Origin of the sequence: Curtobacterium sp. KBS0715 (assembly GCF_005938005.2) — a bacterium.
In the GTDB taxonomy this organism is placed as follows: Bacteria; Actinomycetota; Actinomycetes; order Actinomycetales; family Microbacteriaceae; genus Curtobacterium; species Curtobacterium flaccumfaciens.
Window position 1 is genome coordinate 2064459 of the sequence record NZ_VCCA02000001.1, and the last position, 22964, is coordinate 2087422.

A 22964-nucleotide genomic window follows, 5' to 3' on the forward strand; every position below is an offset into this window, starting at 1 on the left:
GCCACTCGGACCGCCGTGTTCTGGACGGTCGCGGAGCGGCCGTCGGTCGCTGCAGGTACGCTGGCCCTCCGTCAACGGAGACGCAACACGCAGGAGGTTCCCCTTGGAGCGCATCACCAGGGCCGACGACCGAGTCCACCGCCCCGCCGGGCCGTGGACCCCCACGGTGCACCGGCTGCTCGCCCACCTGCACGAGCAGGGGTTCGTCGCAGCCCCCGAACCCATCGCCCTCGGTGACACCCTCGAGACGGTCTCGTTCGTCCCGGGCGTCGCGGGGGAGTACCCCTGGACCGAGGACATCGCCAGTGAGGCAGCCCTCGTCACCAGCGCCCGCCTGCTCCGCCAGTTCCACGACGCCGCCGCCAGCTTCCCGCGCAGCGCCACCGATGACCTCTGGTCGCAGGCCGACCGTGCCCCGGTCGAGACGATCGTGCACGGCGACTTCGCCCCGTACAACTGCGTCTACGACGGCATCGCCGCCGTCGGCCTGATCGACTTCGACACCGCGCACCCCGGGCCCCGCGTCTGGGACGTCGCGAGTGCGGTCTACCGGTTCGCGCCGTTCACCACCGGCGCTGTCGAGGGATCGACCGCCCCCGACCTCGACGAGCGGCTGGCACGCGCCGCCGAGTTCTGCCGCGCCTACGCCCTCGACGACCGCTCCCGCAGCGTCCTTGCCGAGACGATGATCGCGTCCCTCGTCGCGCTCGTCACGACGATCGAGCACGAGGCCGCCGCCGGCAACCCGAAGTTCGTCAGCGACCTGCAGCACGGCCACGCCGACCTGTACCGCGCCGACGTCGCCTACCTGGAGCAGCACGCCGACGCCGTCACCGCCGCCGTCGCGTGACCACCAGCCCCGCGCGGCTCCGGACGGCGCGGTTCGCGGCGCAGGGCATCGCCGTGCCCGGGCTGCGCCCCACCGAGGTCGTCGAGCGGATGCTGGCGGTGCAGGGGCAGGACCTCGGTCAGGTGCTCTGGGCCATCGGGGTCCGCGCTCCCGGATCGACGCGGGACGACGTCCGCGGTGCCTTCGACCGCGGGGAACTCGTCCGCTCGTGGCCGATGCGCGGCACCCTGCACGCCCTGCGCCCCGACGACCTGCGCCTGCTGCTCTCGCTCACCGCTGAGCGGACCCTCCGCACGATCGCCCGACGCGCCGCCGAGCTCGGCATCGACGACGCCCTGCTCGGTCGGGCCCGTGACGCGACGATCGCGGCCCTCGAGGGCGGCCGTGCGCTGGTCCGGGACGACCTGTTCGCGGCGTACCGCGCCGCCGGCATCGACCCGGCCGGAGGTCGCGGCTACCACCTGGTCCTGCAGCTCGCGCAGGAACGCCTCGTCGCCTGGGGTCCCACCGCCCGCGTCGGGCAGGGGCTCGTGCTGCTCGACGAGTGGGCACCCGCCACCGCTGACCCGCCGGACCGTGACGAAGCCCTCCGCCGGGTCCTGCTCGGGTACCTGCGTGGCCGTGGCCCCGCGACCGAGGCCGACGCCGCGAGCTGGACGAAGCTGCCGCTCGGCGACCTCCGCCGTGCTCGGGCCGCGGCGGGGGACGCGGTGGAGGACCTCGGCGACGGGCTCCTCGCCCTCGCCGACCGGCCGGCAGCCGCACGCGTCCCCACCGGGCACCTGCTCCCCGGGTTCGACGAGTACCTGCTCGGGTACGCCGACCGGTCCGCGCAGCTCGACCCCGCCCACGCCGACCGGGTCGTCCCCGGGGCCAACGGCGTGTTCCTGCCGATGGCCGTCGTCCGGGGTCGCGTCGTCGGCACCTGGAAGCGCACCGAGCGCCGGGCCGAGCACCTCGTCACCATCGCACCCTTCGGCGTCCTCGACACGTCGTCCGTCCGTGCGCTCGAGACGGCGGCCGCGCGGTATGCGGCGTTCCTCGGAGCGCCGGTCGTGACCACGGTGGTCTGACGCGACCACCTGCGGATCGTGTGCCGAGGCTGCCCGGCCGCACCGCTCCTCTCCCCACCGGCACGGCCGCCCCGCCGCTGGCGTCGGTGCGGAACCGGCGGCGTGGGCCCAGACCGTACCCAGCAACCATGCGGCGGACTCCGACACTGCCTCCGGTAATGTCGCAGGGCCATGACGGACAGCCCGGCCGACGCCACCCCCTACGAAGTCCTCGGCGTCCCCGCGACGGCTGACGACGACGCGCTCCGCCGCGCCTACCGGCGGGCGGCCCGCGAGACGCACCCCGACCTCGGCGGCGATGCCCAGCGCTTCCGCCAGGTCCAGCTCGCATGGGAGCGCATCGGCACGCCGGAAGCCCGGCGCGCGTACGACATCGGGTCCCGCGCGTCGGCTTCGTTCGGTGCTTCCGGCTCGACCGGCAGGGGCGACACCGGTCGCGACGCCTACGCACCCCCGGCAGCGCGTCGCGACACCCGCCCCCGGGCGCGGTCCCACGGACACCCCGGTGGTCGGTCGCGCGAGGTCTTCCTGCAGGCCGAGCGCGAGTGGGTCGGCCTCGGCGACCCCATCGAGGACCCCTACGACCCCACGCTCATCCGCTCCGCGCCCCGGCACATCCGACGGCTGCTCGCCGAGGCCCTGGCGGAAGAGGCGACCGCCCTGATCGTCTCCGACATGGGGATCGGCGTCACGGTGTGGCACGACCTCGACGCCGGGGCCGAGGGCAAGCTCGACCACGCCGTCCTGACCCCGAGCGGACTCTGGGCCGTCGAGTCGATCGACTGGGGCGCTCCGGTCCGCGTCGAGCACGGCGAGATCGTCGGCGAGACGCTCGCGCCGGGGGAGCGACCCGTCAAGGAACTCGTCCGCGCGGCCCGCGCCGTGCAGAAGCAGACCCGGGTGCGGTTCTCCGGGCGGCTGCTCGTCGTGCCGGACGCCGCCGTCACCGAGGACGTGCAGCTCGTGGGCTCCCCGAAGAAGCCCACCGCGCTCGTCGTCCGCCGCAGTGCGCTCGCCCAGGTGCTGGGCGGCGTCTGGTCGCCGGCCGGTTCGGTCGACGTGTTCGAGATCCGCGACCGCCTGCAGCAGACCGTCCGCTTCGTCTGATGTCCGCGTCGCGCGTCGTGGTCGAGATCGGCGGCTGGGAGCACGAGTGCTGTGGCCCGGCCGTGGAGATCGGCGACGTCGTGGAGTACTGGGTCGTCTCCGCGGACGGAGCACGGCGGTTCGGCGAGGTCCGACACGACTCGGCGCGGACGCAGTCGATCCGTGGACGGGTCGTCGAGCTGTACGCGGTCGGCCGTGACGGACGGGTGGCGATCGAGCGGGTGCCGAGCGGTTCGGCCCTGTGCGGTTCCGACGAGGACGACGACGGTCACCTCGAGGCCCGCTGGACCGGGCAGCCGGTCGCCGTCGAGTGGGACGGCGAGACGGAGTTCGAAGTCGTCATCGACCCGTACGGCAAGCCGAAGCGTCAGTAGCCGCGGAGCTTCTCGAGGTCGCGGCGCTCCCGCTTGCTCGGCCGTCCGGCGCCGCGGTCGCGCATCGGGACGAACCCGGCCTCTTCCTTCGACAGCCGCGGCGGGGTCCTGTCCTCGAAGTGCTTCGCGGCCTCGGGGGCGCTCGTGCGCTTCAGGATGATCCCGGTCACCACGACGATGCGGTCGAAGCCGTTCTGGCGCACCCGCACCTCGTCGCCGGGGCCGATCGGTTGCGCCGGCTTCGCGCGCTCCCCGTTCACCCGGACGTGACCGGCCTTGCACGCGGCGGTCGCGGCCGACCGGGTCTTGGTGATCCGGACGGCCCAGATCCAGCTGTCGACCCGGGCCTTCTCCATGCCGACACTCTAGGCGGCCCGTACCCTGGGGCGGTGCATGCGGACGAACAGGCGGCGATCGCCCGGGCCCGTGCGCTCGGGGTGCTGCGCGACGCCGCGATCGGGGACCGCCTGGTGGTCCGGGCGCACCACGGGGACGGCGCGCAGGACGCCCTCGGCGACCTGGTCGCCCGGACGTCCGACGCCGTGACGATCGCGACCCGCCGCGGTCCGGTCGAGGTCCGGGTCGCCGACGTCGTCGCCGCGAAGCCCGTCCCGCCGCCCCCGCCCACGCGGCCTGCTCGGCGCTGAGGCGCTCGGCTCGCACCGTGCGGACTTGTCGTGCTGTCGAGCCGGGGTCGCACGGTGCGGACTTCGTCGGCGGGTGCGCCGCCGGAGGCTCGGTGCGGGGTTGTGGTGCTGCACGGAGCCACCAGCCCCGCACCGGCTGACGAACCTCGCACCGTGCGAACCACACCTCCGTACGAACCCGGCGCCCCGCACCCCGCCCGCCCCGCACTCCACCCCGCCCCGCCGCGCGCAAGCACGCATCCCGACGTGCGTCCCACCCCGCCCACCCCGGCGAGCCGCACGCCCCCGCGCCCCGCTCCCGACATACGCTCATCCCATGGCAGTCCCCGTCCCGCTCGGCACCGAGGACCGCACCGCCCGCCTCACCCTCCGCCGCCCGGACTCCTGGCGCCGCGAGGACACAGCCCAGGCGGACCTGCGCGTCACCGGCGACGACATCGTCCTCACCGTCCGATCCCGACCCAGCGACCGCGCGATCGGCGACGAGAACACCGGCCTGCTCGCACGGCTGCCCGGCTCGGTCGAGGGCCTGCTGCTCGTCGGCTGCGACCCGTGGACCACCGCCGGCGCCCCGGCCCGGCTGGTCGAGTACGTCCGGCCCGACGAACACGGCGACGTCGCCGGCACCCACCTGCTCTTCGTCACCGGTCGGCACCGGGTCGACCTGACGATCGAACGCCCGCTCACCCGGCTGCTCGAGACCGACGACCTCGTGCTCGCCGTCCTCGAGAGCGTCCGCGCCACCGAGACGGTCCCGGTCCGCCCCGAGCGCGACCTCGAACCCCTGCCGGCCCCCGCCCCGACGACACCGCTCGAGGGCCCCCGGCTCAGCACGGACGCGATCGGCACCCTGCAGAGCCTCGCCGGACGCCGGTGGAACCCCACGCTCCTCCGCACCGCTGCGGGCCGCGAACTCATCGAGGCGGGCCTCGTCGGCCGGCTCGGCACCCTGCCGGAGTCGACCCAGACCCTGCTCGAACCCTGGCAGGGCGATGCCCAGCCGGTCACGCTGGAACAGCACCTGCCCGACGGGGGCGAGTCGCGCCTCCAGGCCTGGTCGCAGACCGTCGTCGACGGGACCGACGCGGCGGGCGCCGTGGTCGCGTCCGTCACGCCCGACCGGGCCGTCGCGCTGATGGCCGGGAGGCTCGGCATCGGTCCGACGTGGACCTTCCCGTTCCGCACGGGGTCGCTCCCAGGGCACCTGCTCGGCCGCAAGCTGGCCGGCGGTCCGGACGCGCCGGACCTGCCCGAGGCCCTCGCCGAGGCGGACCCGCGCCTCGCGCGGTTCTGGGCTGCGCCGTGGGCTGTCTCGTACCTGCGTCGACCGGGCAAGCCGAAGCCGATCACGATCGTGCGGGCCGAGGGACACGGATTCGCGCGGGTGGGCACGACGAAGGCCGGGGAGACCGCCTTCCGGACGGACTCCCCGGCCAACGTCTACCGGTCGGTGGTGCGGGCGCTGCTGGGCTGAGCGCGCCTGCGTTCTCCCGCTACGCGGCGGGGCCGGCGGTCAGGGTGATCGTGACCGTCTTCGCGGCACCGGTGCTGTCGGTGTAGCGGACGCTGACCTTGTCGCCCACGGAGTGCGACTGGACGACCTTGGTCAGCTGGTCCGAGCTCGTCACGGCGGTGCCGTCGATGCTCGTGATGGTGTCCCCGGCGGCCAGGCCGGCGCTCGCAGCGCCCGAGCCCTCGACCGTTCCGGCGACGGCGACGCCGCCCGTGGTGCCGGTGGTGTTGCTGACCTCGACCCCGAGGAACGCGGGCAGCCCGATGGTGATCGTGCTCGACGACTCCCCGGCGAGGATCTTCTCGGCGATCGTCTTCGCGGTGGTGATCGGGATGGCGTACCCGGTGACGTCGGCCGTGCCCGAGGACGCTGCCGTGGCCATGCCGACGACCTCGCCCTCGCTGTCCAGCACCGGTCCGCCGGAGTCACCGGAGACGATGTCCGCCGAGATCTCGATCAGGCCGGTCAGGGACTCGGTGCCGGTGCCGGACTCGCTCTGCACCTGGATGTCCTGATCGGTCGCGGTGACGGTGCCCTCGGCGGCGACGAGGTTGCCGGTGCCCTCGGCGTTGCCGACGTCCTTGACGGTGTCACCCGTGCTCGGCTCGCCGTCGTCGTCGAGCGTGACCGTGGACAGCCCGGAGGCGTTCTCGAGCTTCAGGACGGCGACGTCGTTGGTGGCGTCGGCCCCGACCACGTCGGCCTTGTACTCCTTGCCGGTGGTCTCGTCGGTGACGGTGATGCTCGTCGCGCCCTGGATCACGTGGTTGTTCGTCAGGATCGTGCCGTCGGAGGTCAGGACCATGCCGGTGCCGGCCGCCTGCGACGACTCGTCGTAGTTCAGGACGGTGTTGATGGTCACGACGCCCTTCTTGTCGGCGGCCGTCGCCGCGGTGGCGGGGGACTGGGTCGTGCCGGTGCCGGTGCCGGTGCCGGTGCCGTCGCCGGGCACCGTGAAGCCGTTCGTGCCGTCGCTGCTGCCGGAGCCGCCTGTGCCGTCGGTGCCGGATCCGGTGCCGGGCAGCGTGGTGGTGCCCTGCGACTGGCTCGACGTCGTGGTCGTCCCCTGCGAGGACAGGCCGAGGGCCGTGCCACCGGCCGCGCCGACGATGGCGAGCGCGGCGATGCCGGAGCCGATCACCAGCCCGAGCCGACGCGGGCGCTTCGTCGTACCGGGGTGGTTCGCGGTCGCCGCCGAGTAGGCCCAGGCGTGGTTCGCGCCGGCGAGTGCCGGACTGCCGATCAGGTACGGGCCGCGGCCGTCCGGCGTGTAGGCGTAGGGGCCGGAGCCGTCGGGGCCGTAGAGGTAGGGACCGGAGCCGTCGAACGCGTACGCCGGGCGCAGGGAGGCCGGGTCGGCGTGCGGTGCCTCCCAGTGCATCCCGGGAGCCTGCTGCTGCGCGGCGGGGGTGCCGTTCTCGTCGTGGTCGGCGGCTGCGGGGTTCGGGGTCTCGTTCATCGGTGCTCTCCGGTCGTCCCTCGACGGCCCGGTCGGGCGTCGATGGAGATCAGTACAGAGCGCTTCCCCATGACGAGCCTATGAACGAACCCTGCGCACGCTCCGGGCTTGCTCGGGGGACGCCGAGTGGGGCTCCGGCGTTAGGGTGGCCTTACTTCCATGCCTCCGTCGTCGTCCACGCCCCCGGCTCCCAGCTCCGTCCCCCGACTCGTCGGTGCGACCGTGCTGGCGGTCGTCGTCCTCGCCGTGGCGTGTGCGCTGTCGATCGCGTACGGCTCGCGGCCGATCCCGCTCGGCACCGTCCTCGACACGGTGATGCACCCCGGTCGGAGCGACGAGGTCGGGCTCATCGTGCTCGGCAACCGCGTGCCCCGCACCGTCGTCGGACTGCTCGCCGGGGCCGCGCTCGGGGTGGCCGGGGCGGTCATGCAGGGTGTGACGCGGAACCCGCTCGCCGACCCGAGCGTGCTCGGCATCAACTCCGGTGCGACCCTGGCCGTGGTGGCCGGGATCGCGCTCTTCGGCGTGAGCGGCACGGCGGCCTACCTGCCGTTCGCGTTCGTCGGGGCAGCCCTCGCCGCACTGCTCGTGTACGCGATCGCGACCGTTGCCCGTCGCGGCCTCTCACCCGTCGGACTCGCCCTCGCCGGAGCCGTGGTCGCCGCAGCGCTGTCGTCGGTCACCACCGCGGTGCTCGTGACCGACCAGAGCCTGCTCGACCAGCTGCGGTTCTGGCAGGTCGGTGCCCTCGCCGGCAAGGACCTCGGCACGGCAGGGATCATCACGGCGCCGGTGCTCGTCGGGCTGGTGATCGCGTTCGGTCTCGGTCGATCGCTCAACACCCTCGCGCTCGGGGACGAACTCGCGGCGTCGCTCGGGCAGCGGGTCGTGCTCGTCCGCGCCGTCGGCGGTCTGGTCGCGGTGCTGCTGGCCGGGTCCGCGGTGGCCGCCGCCGGGCCGATCGCCTTCGTCGGGCTCGCCGTGCCGCACGCCGTCCGCCGGCTGAGCGGCCCCGACCACCGCTGGACCATCCTGCTGTCGGCGATCGTCGCCCCCGCACTGCTGCTCGTCGCCGACGTCATCGGCCGCGTCGTGGCGTACCCGGGGGAGCTGCAGGTCGGCATCGTCACGGCGCTCATCGGGGCGCCGGTGTTCATCGCGCTCGTGCGGTCGAGGGTGGTGCGGGGACTGTGAGGCGGGTGTTCGGCTCCGTCGGCCTGCGCCGCGAGGTCGCGGTGCTCGTCGCCGTGGTCGTGGTCGTCGTGGTGCTCGTCCTGGTCGGGCTCGGCGCCGGTTCGATCCCGCTCACGCCGGGCCAGGTGCTCGCCTCCCTGTTCGGCCAGGGGGACCGGATCTCGGACTTCGTGATCGGGCAGCTCCGCGGGCCGCGGGTGCTCGGTGCCGTCCTCGTCGGCGCCAGTCTCGGCATCGCGGGCGCGATCGTGCAGAGCGTCGTGCGGAACCCGATCGCGAGCCCCGACGTCATCGGGATCACCTCGGGGGCCAGTGCCGCCGGGATCACCGCCATCGTGCTGTTCGGTGCCAGCGGTGGAACGCTCTTCGCGGTCGTGCTCGTCGGCGCGGTGGTGGTCTCGATCGTCATCGCCGGGCTCGCCTGGCGACGGGGGATCACCGGCAACCGAGTGGTCCTCGTCGGAATCGGCGTCGCTGCGATCTGCCTGAGCATCACCGGCTGGATGCTCACGAGCGGCACCGTCACGCAGGCCGGCACCGCGCTGCTCTGGCTCTCCGGCAGCCTGAACGCCGTCGACCGCGACCTGGTCGGGGTGCTCGCCGTCGCGTTCGTCGTGCTCGGCGTACTCGCACTGCTGCAGTCCGCACGCCTCCAGGTGCTGAGCCTCGGGGACGAGGTCGCCGCCGCGCTCGGACTCCGGCCGGACCGGGCGAAGGTGCTCCTGCTCCTCACCGCCGTGTGCCTGACCGCCGCAGCCGTCGCCACGGCGGGGCCGGTCTCGTTCGTGGCGCTGATGGCCGCGCCGATCGCCCGACGCCTGGTCGGCGGCGGACGGGTCGCGCTCGCGCCGGCCGCAGCCGTCGGCGCCGCGATCACGCTCGGCAGCGACCTGCTCGCCCAGTTCGCGATCCCCGGCAACGCGCTGCCGGTGGGGGTCGTGACGGGCGTCGTGGGGGCGCCGTACCTGCTCTGGTTGCTCGCACGGGGCCGGTGACGCCGGGTCGCACGGGTCGCTGACGCCGCTCGTGCGTTCGCGGATCGCGGAAGTCCCTCCACAGTCCCAGATCGGGGCTGCCGCTCGGGCCTTCGTTTCCGATACGCTGGTGGGCCAAGAGGAGGAGGTCCACCGATGCCAGATCCAGTGGTCCCGCAGCCGGGCGGTCAGAAGACCCCGGAGCAGCGGCTGGTCGACACCACGCTGACCTTCAGCATGGACATGGGCGCGGCGCTCACCGCCGAGTCCGGTGTCTCGACCGAAGAACGTGAAGCCGTCAACGCCCTGCCCTCCGGGTCGGCGTTGCTCGTGGTCCGTCGTGGCCCCAACGTGGGTGCGCGGTTCCTCCTCGACTCCGACGTCACGACGGCCGGTCGACACCCCGACGCCGACATCTTCCTCGACGACGTCACCGTGTCGCGCAAGCACGCGCAGTTCCTGCGCCACGGCACGAGCTTCAGCGTCAAGGACAACGGTTCCCTGAACGGCACGTACTTCGACGGTGTCCGCATCGACGAAGCGCTGCTCACCGACGGGGCCGAGGTCCAGGTCGGCAAGTTCCGCCTGACGTTCTACTCATCTCGGGTCGACCTGGCGCGCCTGGCGAACGCGTAGTGGCCGCACGGTCCGCTGCGGCCCGGGCGGGGTCCGCGGCACCGGACCTGCTCACCATCGGGCAGGTCCTCGCTCGCCTCAAGCCCGAGTTCCCGGACCTGTCGAGCTCCAAGCTGCGGTTCCTCGAAGAGCGCGAGCTCGTCACCCCGATCCGCACGGCCAGTGGGTACCGCAAGTTCTCCGCGGCCGACGTCGAGCGGCTCCGGGTGATCCTCGGACTGCAGCGCGACCACTACCTGCCGCTCAAGGTCATCAAGGACTACCTGGCCGACCTCGATGCCGGGCGTGACCCCGTGTTGCCCGGCGGCGGAGACGCACCGAAGCCGTCGATCCTCGGACGCGAGCGTCGGTACACCCGCGACGAAACGGTCCGTGCAGCCGGTGCCTCACCGATGCTCCTCGCCGACGCGGTCTCGGCCTCGCTGCTGCCGGCCACCGACACCTACGGCGACGACGGCGTCTCCGTGCTGAAGGCCCTGGTCGAACTGCAGCGCACGGGGATCGAACCGCGACACCTCCGCACGTTGCGCAGCACTGCCGAGCGCGAGGTCGGTCTCATCGAGTCGGCCCTCATGCCGGTCTCCCGCCGGGGTGATGCGACCTCGCGGGCGAAGGCCACCGAGCTGGCGCGCGAGATCGCCGGGCACCTCGAGATCATCCGGTCGAACCTCATCCGCCAGGCCATCGGTCGTCTCGACGCATGACACCGTCCGGTGCTCCGACAGGGCTTGTGTGTCAGTGGCCGAGGCGTATCCTCGACACGCCGGACGCGCCGGGTCGGATGTCCCGCGCGGGAGCGGTCGGAGTCGCTACCGTGGACCTCGGAACAACTCTCAACCCGTCGTTGAAGCTTCGGGTGGGAGCTCGATCGTCGTGGAAGGCAAGCTCATGAGTGGGAACGACACCCCTGGCACCGAGTCTGATGTGACCCGGTACGACCTCGGGCTGCTCTTCACCGATGGTCTGCCCGAGCACGACGAGCAGAACGGCTACCGCGGCACCGTCGCCGCACGGGCAGCCGGCATCTCGTACCGACAGCTCGATTACTGGGCCCGCACCGAACTCGTGCAGCCGACGATTCGTGGGGCCGCCGGCTCCGGGTCGCAGCGCCTGTACGGGTTCCGCGACATCCTCGTGCTCAAGCTCGTGAAGCGGCTGCTCGACACCGGCATCTCGCTGCAGCAGATCCGCACGGCGGTCAACCAGCTCCGTGAGTCCGGCGTCTCCGACCTGGCGCAGACCACGCTGATGTCCGACGGCGCCTCGGTGTACCTGTGCACCTCCGACGACGAGGTCATCGACCTCGTGTCCCGCGGCCAGGGTGTCTTCGGCATCGCGGTCGGCAAGGTCCTGCGCGAGGTCGAGAGCTCCCTGGTCGAGCTCGACGCCACCGCGGCGGCCGACCCCTCCGACGAGCTCGCCGCTCGTCGCGCTTCCCGCGCTTCCTGACCTTTCGGGTTCAGGTTCGGGTTCGGGCCCAGTGGTCGCGAACCGTCGTGTGCGCGTCGCCGAGTGGTCATGGACTGTCGCCTGCGACACTGCCAGCCAACAGTTGGTGACCGCTCGGCGGACGTGAGCGGTGTGTTGTGACCGCTCGGAGTGCCGGGGCCGGGCGTGTCTACCGGGGCCGGGGCGGGCCTCCCGGCGGCGGCCGAGTGGTCACGAACCGTCGTGTGCGCCTCGCCGAGCGGTCACGAACTGTCGCCTGCGACACTGCCAGCCGACAGCTGGTGACCGCTCGGCGGAGGTGAGCGGTGTGTTGTGACCGCTCGGAGTGCCGGGGCCGGGCGTGTCTACCGGGGCCGGGGCGGGCCTCCCGGCGGCGGCCGAGTGGTCACGAACCGTCGTGTGCGCCTCGCCGAGTGGTCGCGAACCGTCGTGTGCGCCTCGCCGAGTGGTCACGAACTGTCGCCTGCGACGGTGCCAGCCGACAGCTGGTGACCGCTCGGCGGACGTGAGCGGGGTGTTGTGACCGCTCGGAGTGCCGGGGCCGGGCGTGTCTACCGGGGCCGGGGCGGGCCTCCCGGCGGCGGCCGAGTGGTCACGAACCGTCGTGTGCGCGTCGCCGAGTGGTCACGAACTGTCGCCTGCGACACTGCCAGCCGACAGTTGGTGACCGTTCGGCGAAGGTGAGCGGCACGTCACCTGGCCGCAACCGCGCCGCGACCGCACGAGCACCGACCTACGCGGCGCCACCCTCGGCGTACGGACCGATCTTGCCGGTGCGCATGATGCGCTCGAGCAGCTGGTCGAAGTTCTTCGCCATCTCCTGCGCGGACTCGCCGGGCCACACGTGCAGCGGCTTCGCGGCACCCTGCGCCTGCTGCAGCGAGGTGCGCTCCGGCAGCTGCGGGGAGAGCACCAGCGGGCCGAACATGTCGCGGAGTTCCTTGATGCGGAACTGGTGCTCGAGCGACTGCACCCGGGCACGGTTCACGATGATGCCGAGGGGCTGCAGGCGCGGGGAGAGTCCGCGGCGGATCTCCTCGATGGCACGCAGCGCACGGTCGGCGGCGGCGACGGAGAACAGGCCGGGCTCGGTGACGACGGTGACGCGGTCGGACGCGGCCCACGCGGTGCGGGTCAGGGCGTTCAGCGACGGCGCGCAGTCGATGAGGACGAGCTCGTAGTCCTGCTCGACGTTGGCCAGGGCCTCTTCGAGCTTCCAGATGTCGCGGATCGACGGGTGCGGCCCGTCGAAGTTGATGGCGGAGGGTGACCCGACCATGACGTCGATCTTGCCCTGCGACCCCTTCGTCCAGCCCGAGGGGGCGATCGCCTGACGGACGATCTTCTCCTTCGGGTTCTCGAGGACGTCGGCGACGTTGAGGTGGCCGGCGAGGTTGATGTCGAGGCCCGTGGAGACGTCGGACTGCGGGTCCAGATCCACCACCAGCGTGCGCAGTCCCTTGGCGAACGCGGCCGAGGTCAGGCCGAGCGTCACCGTCGTCTTGCCGACACCACCCTTGAGGGAGCTCACGCTGAGTACATGCACGTTGAGCAACGTTACCGCCACTAGGGTTGTCTCACCTCAACCCGGGCTGAAAGGGACGTCGTGTTCACGAAGATCCTCGTTGCGAACCGTGGCGAGATCGCCATCCGCGCGTTCCGTGCCGCCTACGAGTTGGGGGCCCGTACGGTGGCCGTCTACCCGTACGAAGACCGGAACTCCCTGCACCGCCTCAAGGCCGACGAGGCCTACCTGATCGGGGAGCGGGGCCACCCGGTCCGGGCGTACCTGGACGTCTCCGAGATCATCCGCGTCGCCCGCGAGTCGGGGGCCGACGCGATCTACCCGGGCTATGGGTTCCTGTCCGAGAACCCCGAGCTCGCCGCGGCAGCAGCCGCGAACGGCATCACCTTCATCGGTCCGGGCGAACACGTGCTCGAGATGGCCGGCAACAAGGTCACCGCCAAGGAGCACGCGATCGCGGCCGGCGTCCCGGTCCTCGCGAGCACCCCGGCGAGCCGCGACATCGACGAACTGATCGCCGGCGCCGACGCGATCGGGTTCCCGGTCTTCGCCAAGGCCGTCGCCGGTGGTGGCGGCCGTGGCATGCGCCGGGTGGAGACGAAGCCCGAGCTGCGCGACGCCCTCGAAGCAGCGATGCGCGAGGCCGACAGTGCGTTCGGCGACCCGACGATGTTCCTCGAGCAGGCCGTCATCCGTCCGCGCCACATCGAGGTGCAGATCCTCGCCGACGCGACCGGCACCGACGCGGGCACGATCCACCTGTTCGAGCGGGACTGCTCGGTGCAGCGGCGCAACCAGAAGGTCGTCGAGATCGCGCCGGCGCCGAACCTCGACCCCGCGATCGCGCAGGCACTGCACCGCGACGCCGTGGCCTTCGCCCGGTCGATCGGGTACGTCAACGCCGGCACCGTGGAGTTCCTCCTCGACACCGAGGGCGAGCGCGAGGGGCAGCACGTCTTCATCGAGATGAACCCGCGCATCCAGGTCGAGCACACGGTCACCGAAGAGGTCACCGACGTCGACCTGGTGCAGTCGCAGATGCGCATCGCGGCGGGGGAGACCCTCGCCGACCTCGGTCTGTCCCAGGACACCGTCGCCGTGCACGGCGCCGCGCTGCAGACCCGCATCACGACCGAGGACCCGACGCAGGGCTTCCGTCCGGACACCGGCCGGATCAGCACCTACCGCAGCCCCGGCGGTGCCGGCGTCCGGCTCGACGGCGGCACCGTCGCCACCGGCGCACAGATCAGCCCGCACTTCGACTCGATGCTCGCGAAGATGACGTGCCGCGGTCGGGACTTCCCGGCGGCGGTGTCCCGGGCCAAGCGCGCCCTCGCCGAGTTCCGCATCCGCGGCGTCAGCACGAACATCCCCTTCCTGCAGGCCGTGCTCGAGGACCCGGACTTCGCCCGCGGCGACGTCTCGACGAAGTTCATCGAGGAACGCCCGCAGCTCTTCGGCGGTCACGTCTCGAAGGACCGCGGCACGAAGGTGCTCACCTGGCTCGCCGACGTCACGGTGAACAAGCCGAACGGTGAGCGGTCGCCGCTGGTCACCGACCCGGCCGACAAGCTCCCGGCCACCGACCTGACGACCCCGGTGCCCGAGGGACAGCGCGACCGTCTGCTGGCGATGGGCCCGGCCGAGTGGTCGAAGGCCCTGCGCGCCCAGACGGCCCTCGCGGTGACCGAGACGACGATGCGGGACGCCCACCAGTCGCTCCTCGCGACCCGGGTCCGCACGAAGGACCTCGTCGCCGTCGCACCGCACGTGGCGCGGCTCACCCCGCAGCTGCTCAGCGTCGAGGCCTGGGGTGGCGCCACGTACGACGTCGCGCTCCGGTTCCTCGGTGAAGACCCCTGGGAGCGCCTGTCCTCGCTGCGCGAAGCGATGCCGAACATCCCGATCCAGATGCTGCTTCGCGGCCGCAACACCGTCGGGTACACGCCCTACCCGACCGAGGTCACGGACGCCTTCGTCGACGAGGCGGCTCGGTCCGGCGTCGACGTCTTCCGCGTGTTCGACGCGCTGAACGACGTCAGCCAGCTGCGTCCAGCCCTGGAGGCAGTGCTCGCGACCGGCACGGCCGTCGCCGAGGCGGCGCTCTGCTACACCGCCGACCTCCTCGACCCCGCCGAGGACCTCTACACGCTCGACTACTACCTCCGCCTGGCGGAGCAGATGGTCGAGGCCGGCGCGCACGTCATCGGCATCAAGGACATGGCGGGGCTCCTCCGCGCGGGTGCGGCCGAGAAGCTCGTCACCGCCCTGCGCGAGCGCTTCGACCAGCCCGTGCACGTGCACACCCACGACACCGCCGGCGGCCAGCTCGCGACCCTGCTCGCCGCCTCGCGCGCCGGGGCCGACGCCGTCGACGTGGCCGCAGCACCCATGGCCGGCACGACCAGCCAGCCGAGCATGTCCGCCCTGGTCGCCGCACTGGCCCACACCGAGCGCGACACCGGTCTGTCCCTCGACGCCGTCGGTGACCTCGAGCCGTACTGGGAATCGGTCCGTCGCGTGTACGCCCCGTTCGAGTCCGGGCTCGCCGGTCCGACCGGGCGTGTCTACAAGCACGAGATCCCCGGCGGTCAGCTGTCGAACCTCCGGCAGCAGGCGATCGCCCTCGGGCTCGGCGACCGGTTCGAGCAGGTCGAGGACTGGTACGCCGAGGCGAACCGGATCCTCGGGCGCCCGACCAAGGTCACGCCGTCGTCGAAGGTCGTCGGCGACCTCGCGCTGCAGCTCGCCGCGGTCGGTGCCGACCCGGTCGACTTCGAGCAGAACCCCGACAAGTACGACATCCCGGACTCCGTGGTCGGGTTCATGGCCGGCGAGCTGGGCGACCTGCCCGGCGGCTGGCCCGAGCCGTTCCGCTCGAAGGTCCTGGCCGGTCGTGACGTCCGACTCGAGATCACCCCCGTGCCCGCGGACGAACGCGCGCACCTCGAGACCCCCGGACCCGCGCGACAGCAGGCCCTCAACCGCCTGCTCTTCCCGCAGCCGACGCAGCAGTTCCAGCGCGTGCGGGAGCAGTACGGCGACCTGTCCGTCGTGCCGACCGTCGACTACCTGTACGGGTTGCGCCCCGGACAGGAGCACAGCGTCCCGCTCGGCAAGGGCGTCGACCTGTTCGTCGGGCTCGAGGCGATCGGCGAGGTGGACGCCAAGGGCATCCGCACGGTCATGGCGACGATGAACGGGCAGCTCCGCCCGGTCGCCGTCCGTGACCGTTCGGTCGAGGTCGAGACGAAGGCGGCCGAGAAGGCCGACGCGTCCGACCCCAAGCACGTGGCCGCGCCGTTCTCCGGCGTGGTGACGCTCAAGGTCGCCGTCGGTGACGTCGTCGAGGCCGGTACGCCGGTGGCGAGCATCGAGGCGATGAAGATGGAAGCGGCCATCACGGCGCCCGTGTCGGGCACCGTCGGCCGACTCGCGATCCCGGTGACCCAGCAGGTGGACGCCGGCGACCTCCTGGTGGTGCTGCAGTAAATTGACCGTTCGTCCCATCCGCCTGTTCGGCGACCCCGTCCTCCGTTCGCCGGCCGACCCGATCCGCCCCGAACTGCTCGGGAGCGCCGGGGTCCGTGACCTCGTGCAGGACCTCATCGACACCGTCAAGGAACCCGGACGTGCCGGAGTGGCCGCGCCCCAGATCGGCGTCGGACTCCGTGCGTTCTCGTACAACGTGGACGGCGAGGTCGGCTACGTCCTCAACCCCGAGATCGTCGAGGTCTCCGGGGAGCCCGAGCTCATGGAAGAAGGGTGCCTCTCCGTCCCGGGGCTCGGCTACCCGACGCGTCGCTCCCCGTACGCGAAGGTGCGGGGTGTCGACGTCGACGGCGACGAGGTCATCCTCGAGGGCACGGGCCTGATGGCCGAGGCGCTCCAGCACGAGTGCGACCACCTCGACGGCACCGTCTACGTGATGACGCTCGACCCCGAGATCCGCCGTCAGGCGCTGCGCGACATCCGTGCGCAGGACTGGTTCCACTGAGTGCTCGCACAGGCCCGCGTTCGCCGGCTGTGAACAGGGGTGTGACACCCCCACGGGGGATTGTCGCTTTGTCCTGACGAGGGGGTACCGTGCTGCTGTCGGCCTCCCACCGACGACCATCCCATCCCCCCAGGACTCCCGCATGACCAGTCAGAACGACGAGCTCAGCTCGCACCGCACCCGCACCAACCGTCGACCGGCCGAGGTCACCGTCACGACCGGTTCGACCGCCGTCCTCGACGCCCCCGCGACGGAGCAGTCGCAGGAGGCCTGAGCCCCGCAGGCGCCCCCGGCGCCCGCTGAACAGCCTGGAGGCCCGGATCACGTCCGACGGACGTGATCCGGGCCTCCAGGCCGTTGCGTGCACACCCGCGCGTGCCTGGCGGAATCGGGCGTACCTGGCGGAATCGGGCGTACCTGGTCGGAAGAACCGACCCGGTACGCCCGAATCGACCCGGTACGCCCGCTGCCGGTCGGTCACGGGCCGGCCCCGCGTGTACCTGGCGGAATCGGGCGTACTTGGTCGGAAGAATCGACCCGGTACGCCCGAATCGACCCGTTACGCCCACGCGGCAACCGCCTGGAGGCCCGGCGCCAGTCCGGCGGACCGGCGCCGGACCTCCAGGCGGTTGCGCCCACACCTGCGCGTGCCTACCGGAATCGGGCGTACCTGGTCAGAAGAACCGACCCGGTACGCCCGAACCGACCCGGTACGCCCGAACCGACCCGGTACGCCCGAAACGACCCGGTACGCCCCGGTGCGCCCGGCGGGCGCTACGCGCGGTTGCGGCGCCGACCCTCGATCACCGGGGTCGCCGTCGTCTGCACCTTCGACCCGGAGTAGATGTGGTCGATGTCGGCGGCGAAGTCCTTCAGGATGACCGACCGCTTGATCGTCAGCTTCGGCGTGAGGTGCCCGGAGGCCTCCGTCAGGTCCGTGTCGAGGATCGTGAACGACCGGACCGACTCGGCGCGGGAGACCCGGCCGTTGGCGGCGTCGATGGCCTCCTGGACGGCGGAGAGCACGCGCTCGTCGTACGCGGCCTCGTGCCCGCTCAGCGCCGGGGTGATCCCGCGGGACTCGCACCAGCCGGGCAGCATCTCGCGGTCGAGCGTCACGAGCGCGGCGACGAACGGCTTGCCCTCGCCGACGACCACGACCTGGCCGATGAGCGGGTGCTCGCGGATGCCGTCCTCGAGCGGTGCCGGGGCGACGTTCTTGCCGCTCGCGGTGACGATGAGCTCCTTGGCGCGTCCGGTGACGGTGAGGACTCCGTCGGCGTCGAGCCTGCCCAGGTCACCGGTGCGGAACCAGCCGTCGGCGAAGGCGTGCTCGGTCGCTTCGTCGTTCCGCCAGTACCGGTCGAAGACGTCGACGCCGCGGATCAGGATCTCGCCGTCGTCGGCGATCCGGACCTCGATGCCGGGCAGCGCGCGGCCGACGGTCCCGATGCGGAGTTCGCGGGCGCGGTTGACCGTGGCGGGTGCCGTGGTCTCGGTCAGGCCGTAGCCCTCGAGGATGAGCACCCCGATCGAGCGGAAGAAGTGTGAGAGCCGCGGAGAGAGGGGCGCCGAACCGCTGACGGCGTACCCGACCCGGCCGCCGAGGGCGTCGCGGAGCTTGGCGTACACGAGCCGGTCGAACAGCGTGAACTTCAGCCCGAGCAGGAACGGCACCCTGCCGGCGGCGAGGGCCTCGGAGTGGGCGACCGCGGTGTCGGCCGCCGCGCGGAAGATCCTGCCCTTGCCACCGAGGTCGGCCTTCTGCTCCGCGGAGTTGTAGATCTTCTCGAACACCCGGGGGACCGCGAGCAGGAACGTCGGCTTGAAGGTCGACACCGCGCGCATCAGGTCCTTGGTGTCCGGCTCGTGGCCGACGAGGACGCCGGCGGACACCGACATCGCGGCGATGAACCGGGCGAAGACGTGGGCGAGCGGGATGAACAGCAGGGTCGAGGCGCCGTCGGCGACGACCTCGGGCATCGCCTCGCTCGCGCCCTCCACCGTGGCGGTGAAGTTGTCGTGCCGCAGGACGCAGCCCTTGGGGCGACCGGTGCTGCCCGAGGTGTAGATGATCGTGGCGTCGTCGTGGCCGTGCACGTTCGCGGTCCGGGCGTCGAGTTCGTCGTCGGTGACGTCCTCGCCGAGCCGGGTCAGGTCGTCGAGGCCGCCGCCGTCGATCGTCCAGTGCTGGCCCAGGGAGGGCAGGTCGGGCGCGATGGAGGCGACGCGGCGCGCGTGCTCCTCCTGCTCGACGACGATCGCGACCGACTCGGAGTCGGACAGGATCCAGCGCACCTGGTCGGGGGAGCTCGTCTCGTACACGGGGACGGACACGAGGCCGGCTGTCCACACGGCGAAGTCGACCAGGGTCCACTCGAGCCGCGTCCGCGACAGGATCGCGACGTGCGCGCCCGGTTCGAGCCCGGCGGCGACGAAGCCCTTGGCGATGCCGCGCACCCGGGCGAGCGTCTCCGCCGCGGTGAAGGTCGTCCAGGTGTCACCGTGGCGCTGGGCCAGGATCGGACGGTCGGGCGTCAGGCGGACACGGTCGCCGAGCAGCCGTGCCGCCGAGCCGTGGTCCGGGGCGACGGGACCGCCGTGGGCCGTGGACACCGGGTGGTCCTGGGCCGGGGCGGTCGGTGCGGCCGGTGCGGCCGCGGTGGCCGGACCGGCGCCGGCGCCGGTGCCGGCGGGTGTGGCGTGTCTGCCGGCCGACGGTGTCGTCCCGGTGGCGGCACTGCCAGCGGTGGACGTGTCGGTGGAGGCGCTGCTGCGTGCAGGACGCTGATCGTTCACGGTGACTCCCTTGTCTGCCGGTTCGACTCGAGTGCGCCTCAACACCGAGGCGACACCGCCAGCATAGGACGCGTCACCGGGCGTTCCGTGACTTCGCGGCGAACCGGTAGGCTCGTTGCTCGTGCACGCCATCGGAATCGACATCGGGGGCACCAAGATCGCGGGTGCGGTCGTGACGGAACTGGGCGAGATCGTCGCCGAGGACCGCGTGGCCACCAACGCTGCGGACCCGAACGCCATGCTCGACGACGTCGTCTCGATGGTCGAGCGACTCAGCTCGCTCCACCAGGTCGGCGCCGTGGGGGTCGCCGCCCCCGGGTTCATCGACGCCTCGCAGTCGATCGTCTACTACACGCCGAACATCCGGTGGCGGAACGAACCGCTCCGGCAGAAGCTGCAGCAGCGCCTCGGCGACCTGCACATCACGGTGGACAACGACGCGAACGCCGCGGGCTGGGCCGAGTTCCGGTTCGGCGCCGGTCGGCTCGTGTCCGACATGACGATGCTCACCATCGGCACGGGCGTCGGCGGGGCCATCGTGACCGAGGACCGTCTGTTCCGCGGGGGCTTCGGCACCGGCGGCGAGATCGGCCACCTGCGCATCGTCCCGAACGGGCTGCCCTGCGGCTGCGGTGCCCGCGGCTGCATCGAGCAGTACGGCTCGGGTCGTGCCCTGCAGCGCATGGCGAACGACGTCGCCGACGCCGGTGGCATCGGTTCGGCCCTGGCCGACGCCCGCGCCGACAACGGCGGCCAGCTCGACGGCAAGATCGTCGGCGACCTGATCCTGGCCGACGACCCGGGTGCCCTCGCGGCCCTCCGTCGGCTCGGTCGACACCTCGGCGAGGCGTGCGCGTCGCTGTCCGCGGTGCTCGACCCGCAGCTCTTCGTGTTCGGCGGCGGCGTCGCCAGCGCGGGGGACCGGCTGCTCGACCCGATCAAGCAGGCGTACCTCAACAACCTGCCGGCCCGCGGGTACCACCCGGAGCCGGACTTCGTGATCGCCGAACTCGTCAACGACGCCGGCGTCGTCGGTGCCGCCGACCTCGCCCGCATCCACGCCCGCACGGCGTAGGGTCAGGCCACCCGCCCGGGCCACCACCTTCTCACCACCTGGAGTCGTCGATGACCTACTGGCTGCTGAAGAACTTCGTGCTCGGCCCGCTCATCCTCACCCTGTTCCGGCCGTGGGTCGTCGGGCGCGAGCACGTGCCCGCCAAGGGCCCGGTCATCTTCGCGTCGAACCACATCTCGTTCATCGACTCGGTGATCCTGCCGGCGGTGCTCGACCGCCGACTCTCGTTCCTGGCGAAGAGCGACTACTTCACCGGCCGCGGGTTGAAGGGCTGGGCGACGAAGACGTTCTTCAACGCCATCGGCCAGCTGCCGATCGACCGCTCCGGCGGCAAGGCGTCCGAGGCATCGCTGCGCACCGGCCTGCAGGTCCTGGCGCGCGGTGAACAGCTCGGCATCTACCCCGAGGGCACCCGCAGCCCCGACGGCAAGCTCTACCGCGGCCGCACCGGCATCGCCCGGATGATCCTCGAGGGGCGCGTGCTCGTCGTCCCCGTCGCCATGGTCGGCACGCGCGAGGTGCAGCAGATCGGGCAGCGCTTCCCGAAGATCAAGCGCGTCGGGGTCGTGTTCGGCAAGCCGCTCGACTTCTCGCGGTTCCAGGGGTTCGAGACCGACCGCTTCATCCTGCGCAGCGTCACGGACGAGGTCATGCACGAGCTCGCCGGCCTGAGCCGACAGGAGTACGTGGACGTCTACGCCACCAGCGTGAAGGAGCGGGCGAGCTCCGCGCGCGAGGCCGTCATGCGGGAACGGAAGTCGACGCCTGCACGTTAGGCTCTGATGGTCCCGGCACCCCGCCAGGACGCCCATCGACGACGCGCGGCCTGGTGCCGGTGGCGTCGTCGGGCCGCCCGCACAGAACACCGAGGTAACGCCCTTGTTCGAGTCGACCGACTTCGTCGCCCTGCAGGATCCGGACGTCATCGAGGGGCTCGACTATTGGCGGACGCTCCCGATCAAGCAGCAGCCGACCTGGCCGGACGCCGCCGCTGCCGAGGCCGCCTCGGCCGAGATCGCCACGCTCCCGCCGCTCGTGTTCGCGGGCGAGGTCGACAAGCTGCGCGAGCGGCTCGCCGCCGCCGCCCAGGGCAAGGCCTTCCTGCTGCAGGGCGGTGACTGCGCCGAGACCTTCGCCGGTGCCACCGCCGACTCCATCCGTGACCGGGTCAAGACGATCCTGCAGATGGCCGTCGTGCTGACCTACGGCGCCTCGATGCCCGTCATCAAGATGGGGCGCATGGCCGGGCAGTTCGCCAAGCCCCGCTCGAGCGACTTCGAGACCCGTGGCGACGTCACGCTGCCCGCCTACCGCGGTGACATCGTGAACGGCTACGACTTCACGTCGGAGAGCCGGACGGCCGACCCGCGCCGCCTGGTGCAGGGGTACCACACCGCTGCTTCGACGCTGAACCTCGTCCGTGCCTTCACGCAGGGGGGCTTCGCCGACCTGCGCCAGGTGCACTCGTGGAACAAGGGCTTCGCCTCGAACCCCGCGAACGCCCGCTACGAGCACCTCGCCAAGGAGATCGACCGCGCGATCCGCTTCATGGACGCCTGCGGTGCCGACTTCGAGGCGCTCAAGCACGTCGAGTTCTACGCCTCGCACGAGGGGCTGCTGATGGACTACGAGCGCCCGATGACCCGCATCGACTCGCGCTCCGGCCTGGCGTACGACACGTCCGGTCACTTCATCTGGATCGGTGAGCGCACGCGCGACCTCGACGGCGCCCACGTGGACTTCCTGTCGCGGGTGCGCAACCCGATCGGCGTGAAGCTCGGCCCGACGACGAGCGTCGACGACATGAAGGCGCTCGTCGACAAGCTCGACCCGAACCGTGAGCCGGGTCGTCTGACCTTCATCACGCGGATGGGTGCGGGCAAGATCCGCGACGAGCTGCCCAAGCTGCTCGAGGCGATCAAGGGCATGGACGCCAACCCGCTGTGGGTCACCGACCCGATGCACGGCAACGGCCTGACCACGCCGACGGGCTACAAGACCCGCCGGTTCGACGACGTGGTGGAAGAGGTCCTCGGCTTCTTCGAGGCGCACCGCCAGGTCGGCACGTACCCGGGTGGCATGCACGTCGAGCTCACTGGTGACGACGTCACCGAGTGCCTCGGCGGCTCGGAGCACATCGACGAGGCCACCCTCGCCACGCGCTACGAGTCGCTGTGCGACCCGCGCCTCAACCACATGCAGTCGCTCGAGCTTGCCTTCCTGGTGGCCGAGGAACTCGGCGCGCACCAGCCCGACCGCTCGTAACGCAGGAACCGTTTCGCAAAAGCGACA

21 protein-coding genes are annotated in these 22964 nt (G+C 72.1%); 17 read left to right on the forward strand and 4 right to left on the reverse strand.

Annotation, left to right across the window (positions count from 1 at the left end; all coding sequences use genetic code 11):
• Nucleotides 1–103: 103 nt before the first annotated feature.
• The 4 genes from FFG40_RS09900 (at nucleotide 104) to FFG40_RS09915 (ending at nucleotide 3404) form a co-directional block, all read left to right on the forward strand.
• Nucleotides 104–850, forward strand: a complete 747-nt coding sequence (locus FFG40_RS09900; protein WP_027465222.1) for a phosphotransferase enzyme family protein — start codon at nucleotides 104–106, stop codon at nucleotides 848–850.
• Nucleotides 847–1923 (forward strand): winged helix DNA-binding domain-containing protein, encoded by a 1077-nt coding sequence (locus tag FFG40_RS09905; RefSeq protein ID WP_138803066.1) that lies wholly within the window; start codon nucleotides 847–849, stop codon nucleotides 1921–1923. The genes FFG40_RS09900 and FFG40_RS09905 overlap by 4 nt, the downstream gene beginning before the upstream one ends.
• Before the next feature lie 171 nt (nucleotides 1924–2094).
• Nucleotides 2095–3030: a DnaJ domain-containing protein gene (locus FFG40_RS09910; RefSeq protein WP_138803067.1), complete on the forward strand. Its 936-nt coding sequence runs from the start codon at nucleotides 2095–2097 to the stop codon at nucleotides 3028–3030.
• Nucleotides 3030–3404 (forward strand): DUF6578 domain-containing protein, encoded by a 375-nt coding sequence (locus FFG40_RS09915; protein ID WP_185974154.1) that lies wholly within the window; start codon nucleotides 3030–3032, stop codon nucleotides 3402–3404. Before FFG40_RS09910 ends, FFG40_RS09915 begins: the two co-directional genes overlap by 1 nt.
• On the opposite strand, the gene FFG40_RS09920 is transcribed toward FFG40_RS09915, so the two are convergent.
• Nucleotides 3398–3760 carry an RNA-binding S4 domain-containing protein gene (locus FFG40_RS09920; RefSeq protein WP_138803068.1) on the reverse strand — a complete coding sequence of 121 codons (363 nt, stop codon included), beginning with the start codon at nucleotides 3758–3760 and terminating at the stop codon, nucleotides 3398–3400. The genes FFG40_RS09915 and FFG40_RS09920 overlap by 7 nt on opposite strands.
• 33 nt (nucleotides 3761–3793) lie before the next feature.
• Between FFG40_RS09920 and FFG40_RS09925 the strand changes: the two genes are divergently transcribed.
• A complete protein-coding gene (locus FFG40_RS09925; protein WP_260678846.1) occupies nucleotides 3794–4051 on the forward strand; it encodes a hypothetical protein in 258 nt (85 codons plus the stop codon).
• A 316-nt stretch (nucleotides 4052–4367) separates the two neighbouring features.
• Nucleotides 4368–5525 (forward strand): hypothetical protein, encoded by a 1158-nt coding sequence (locus FFG40_RS09930; protein ID WP_138803069.1) that lies wholly within the window; start codon nucleotides 4368–4370, stop codon nucleotides 5523–5525.
• A 19-nt stretch (nucleotides 5526–5544) separates the two neighbouring features.
• Here the strand turns inward: FFG40_RS09930 and FFG40_RS09935 are convergent, their stop codons facing one another.
• The gene (locus FFG40_RS09935; protein WP_260678847.1) at nucleotides 5545–7023 is read right to left on the reverse strand and encodes a trypsin-like peptidase domain-containing protein; all 1479 of its coding nucleotides are present in this window, start codon (nucleotides 7021–7023) and stop codon (nucleotides 5545–5547) included.
• A gap of 159 nt (nucleotides 7024–7182) precedes the next feature.
• Here FFG40_RS09935 and FFG40_RS09940 point away from each other — a divergent pair, with 159 nt between their 5' ends.
• The 5 genes from FFG40_RS09940 to FFG40_RS09960 all read left to right on the forward strand — a co-directional run bounded on the left by FFG40_RS09940 (nucleotide 7183) and on the right by FFG40_RS09960 (nucleotide 11276).
• Nucleotides 7183–8217 (forward strand): iron ABC transporter permease, encoded by a 1035-nt coding sequence (locus tag FFG40_RS09940; RefSeq protein WP_138803070.1) that lies wholly within the window; start codon nucleotides 7183–7185, stop codon nucleotides 8215–8217.
• Nucleotides 8218–8222: 5 nt separating this feature from the next.
• Entirely contained in the window at nucleotides 8223–9212 is a 990-nt protein-coding gene (locus FFG40_RS09945) for an iron chelate uptake ABC transporter family permease subunit (protein WP_260678848.1), read from the forward strand.
• Nucleotides 9213–9347: 135 nt separating this feature from the next.
• On the forward strand, nucleotides 9348–9827 hold the full coding sequence (locus FFG40_RS09950) for an FHA domain-containing protein (protein ID WP_138803072.1): 480 nt from the start codon (nucleotides 9348–9350) through the stop codon (nucleotides 9825–9827).
• Nucleotides 9827–10531 carry a MerR family transcriptional regulator gene (locus FFG40_RS09955; RefSeq protein WP_138803073.1) on the forward strand — a complete coding sequence of 235 codons (705 nt, stop codon included), beginning with the start codon at nucleotides 9827–9829 and terminating at the stop codon, nucleotides 10529–10531. Before FFG40_RS09950 ends, FFG40_RS09955 begins: the two co-directional genes overlap by 1 nt.
• Nucleotides 10532–10715: 184 nt before the next feature.
• Nucleotides 10716–11276: a MerR family transcriptional regulator gene (locus tag FFG40_RS09960; protein WP_027465231.1), complete on the forward strand. Its 561-nt coding sequence runs from the start codon at nucleotides 10716–10718 to the stop codon at nucleotides 11274–11276.
• Nucleotides 11277–12009: 733 nt separating this feature from the next.
• Here the strand turns inward: FFG40_RS09960 and FFG40_RS09965 are convergent.
• On the reverse strand, nucleotides 12010–12822 hold the full coding sequence (locus FFG40_RS09965) for a ParA family protein (protein ID WP_027465232.1): 813 nt from the start codon (nucleotides 12820–12822) through the stop codon (nucleotides 12010–12012).
• Nucleotides 12823–12882: 60 nt separating this feature from the next.
• On the opposite strand from FFG40_RS09965, the gene FFG40_RS09970 reads away from it, so the two are divergent.
• The 3 genes from FFG40_RS09970 (at nucleotide 12883) to FFG40_RS17295 (ending at nucleotide 17072) form a co-directional block, all read left to right on the forward strand.
• The gene (locus FFG40_RS09970) at nucleotides 12883–16293 is read left to right on the forward strand and encodes a pyruvate carboxylase (protein WP_138803074.1); all 3411 of its coding nucleotides are present in this window, start codon (nucleotides 12883–12885) and stop codon (nucleotides 16291–16293) included.
• A 1-nt stretch (nucleotide 16294) separates the two neighbouring features.
• A complete protein-coding gene (locus tag FFG40_RS09975; protein ID WP_138803075.1) occupies nucleotides 16295–16798 on the forward strand; it encodes a peptide deformylase in 504 nt (167 codons plus the stop codon).
• Between the two features lie 142 nt (nucleotides 16799–16940).
• Entirely contained in the window at nucleotides 16941–17072 is a 132-nt protein-coding gene (locus FFG40_RS17295) for a hypothetical protein (protein ID WP_260678849.1), read from the forward strand.
• Between the two features lie 500 nt (nucleotides 17073–17572).
• Here the strand turns inward: FFG40_RS17295 and FFG40_RS09980 are convergent, their stop codons facing one another.
• Complete coding sequence (locus FFG40_RS09980; protein ID WP_260678850.1) at nucleotides 17573–19597, reverse strand: long-chain fatty acid--CoA ligase; 2025 nt, start codon at nucleotides 19595–19597, stop codon at nucleotides 17573–17575.
• A gap of 121 nt (nucleotides 19598–19718) precedes the next feature.
• Between FFG40_RS09980 and FFG40_RS09985 the strand changes: the two genes are divergently transcribed.
• The 3 genes from FFG40_RS09985 (at nucleotide 19719) to FFG40_RS09995 (ending at nucleotide 22937) form a co-directional block, all read left to right on the forward strand.
• Nucleotides 19719–20672: an ROK family glucokinase gene (locus FFG40_RS09985; RefSeq protein WP_017886608.1), complete on the forward strand. Its 954-nt coding sequence runs from the start codon at nucleotides 19719–19721 to the stop codon at nucleotides 20670–20672.
• A 50-nt stretch (nucleotides 20673–20722) separates the two neighbouring features.
• Entirely contained in the window at nucleotides 20723–21448 is a 726-nt protein-coding gene (locus FFG40_RS09990) for a 1-acyl-sn-glycerol-3-phosphate acyltransferase (protein WP_027465236.1), read from the forward strand.
• A gap of 103 nt (nucleotides 21449–21551) precedes the next feature.
• Entirely contained in the window at nucleotides 21552–22937 is a 1386-nt protein-coding gene (locus tag FFG40_RS09995) for a class II 3-deoxy-7-phosphoheptulonate synthase (protein WP_138803076.1), read from the forward strand.
• The last annotated feature ends 27 nt before the right edge of the window (nucleotides 22938–22964 follow it).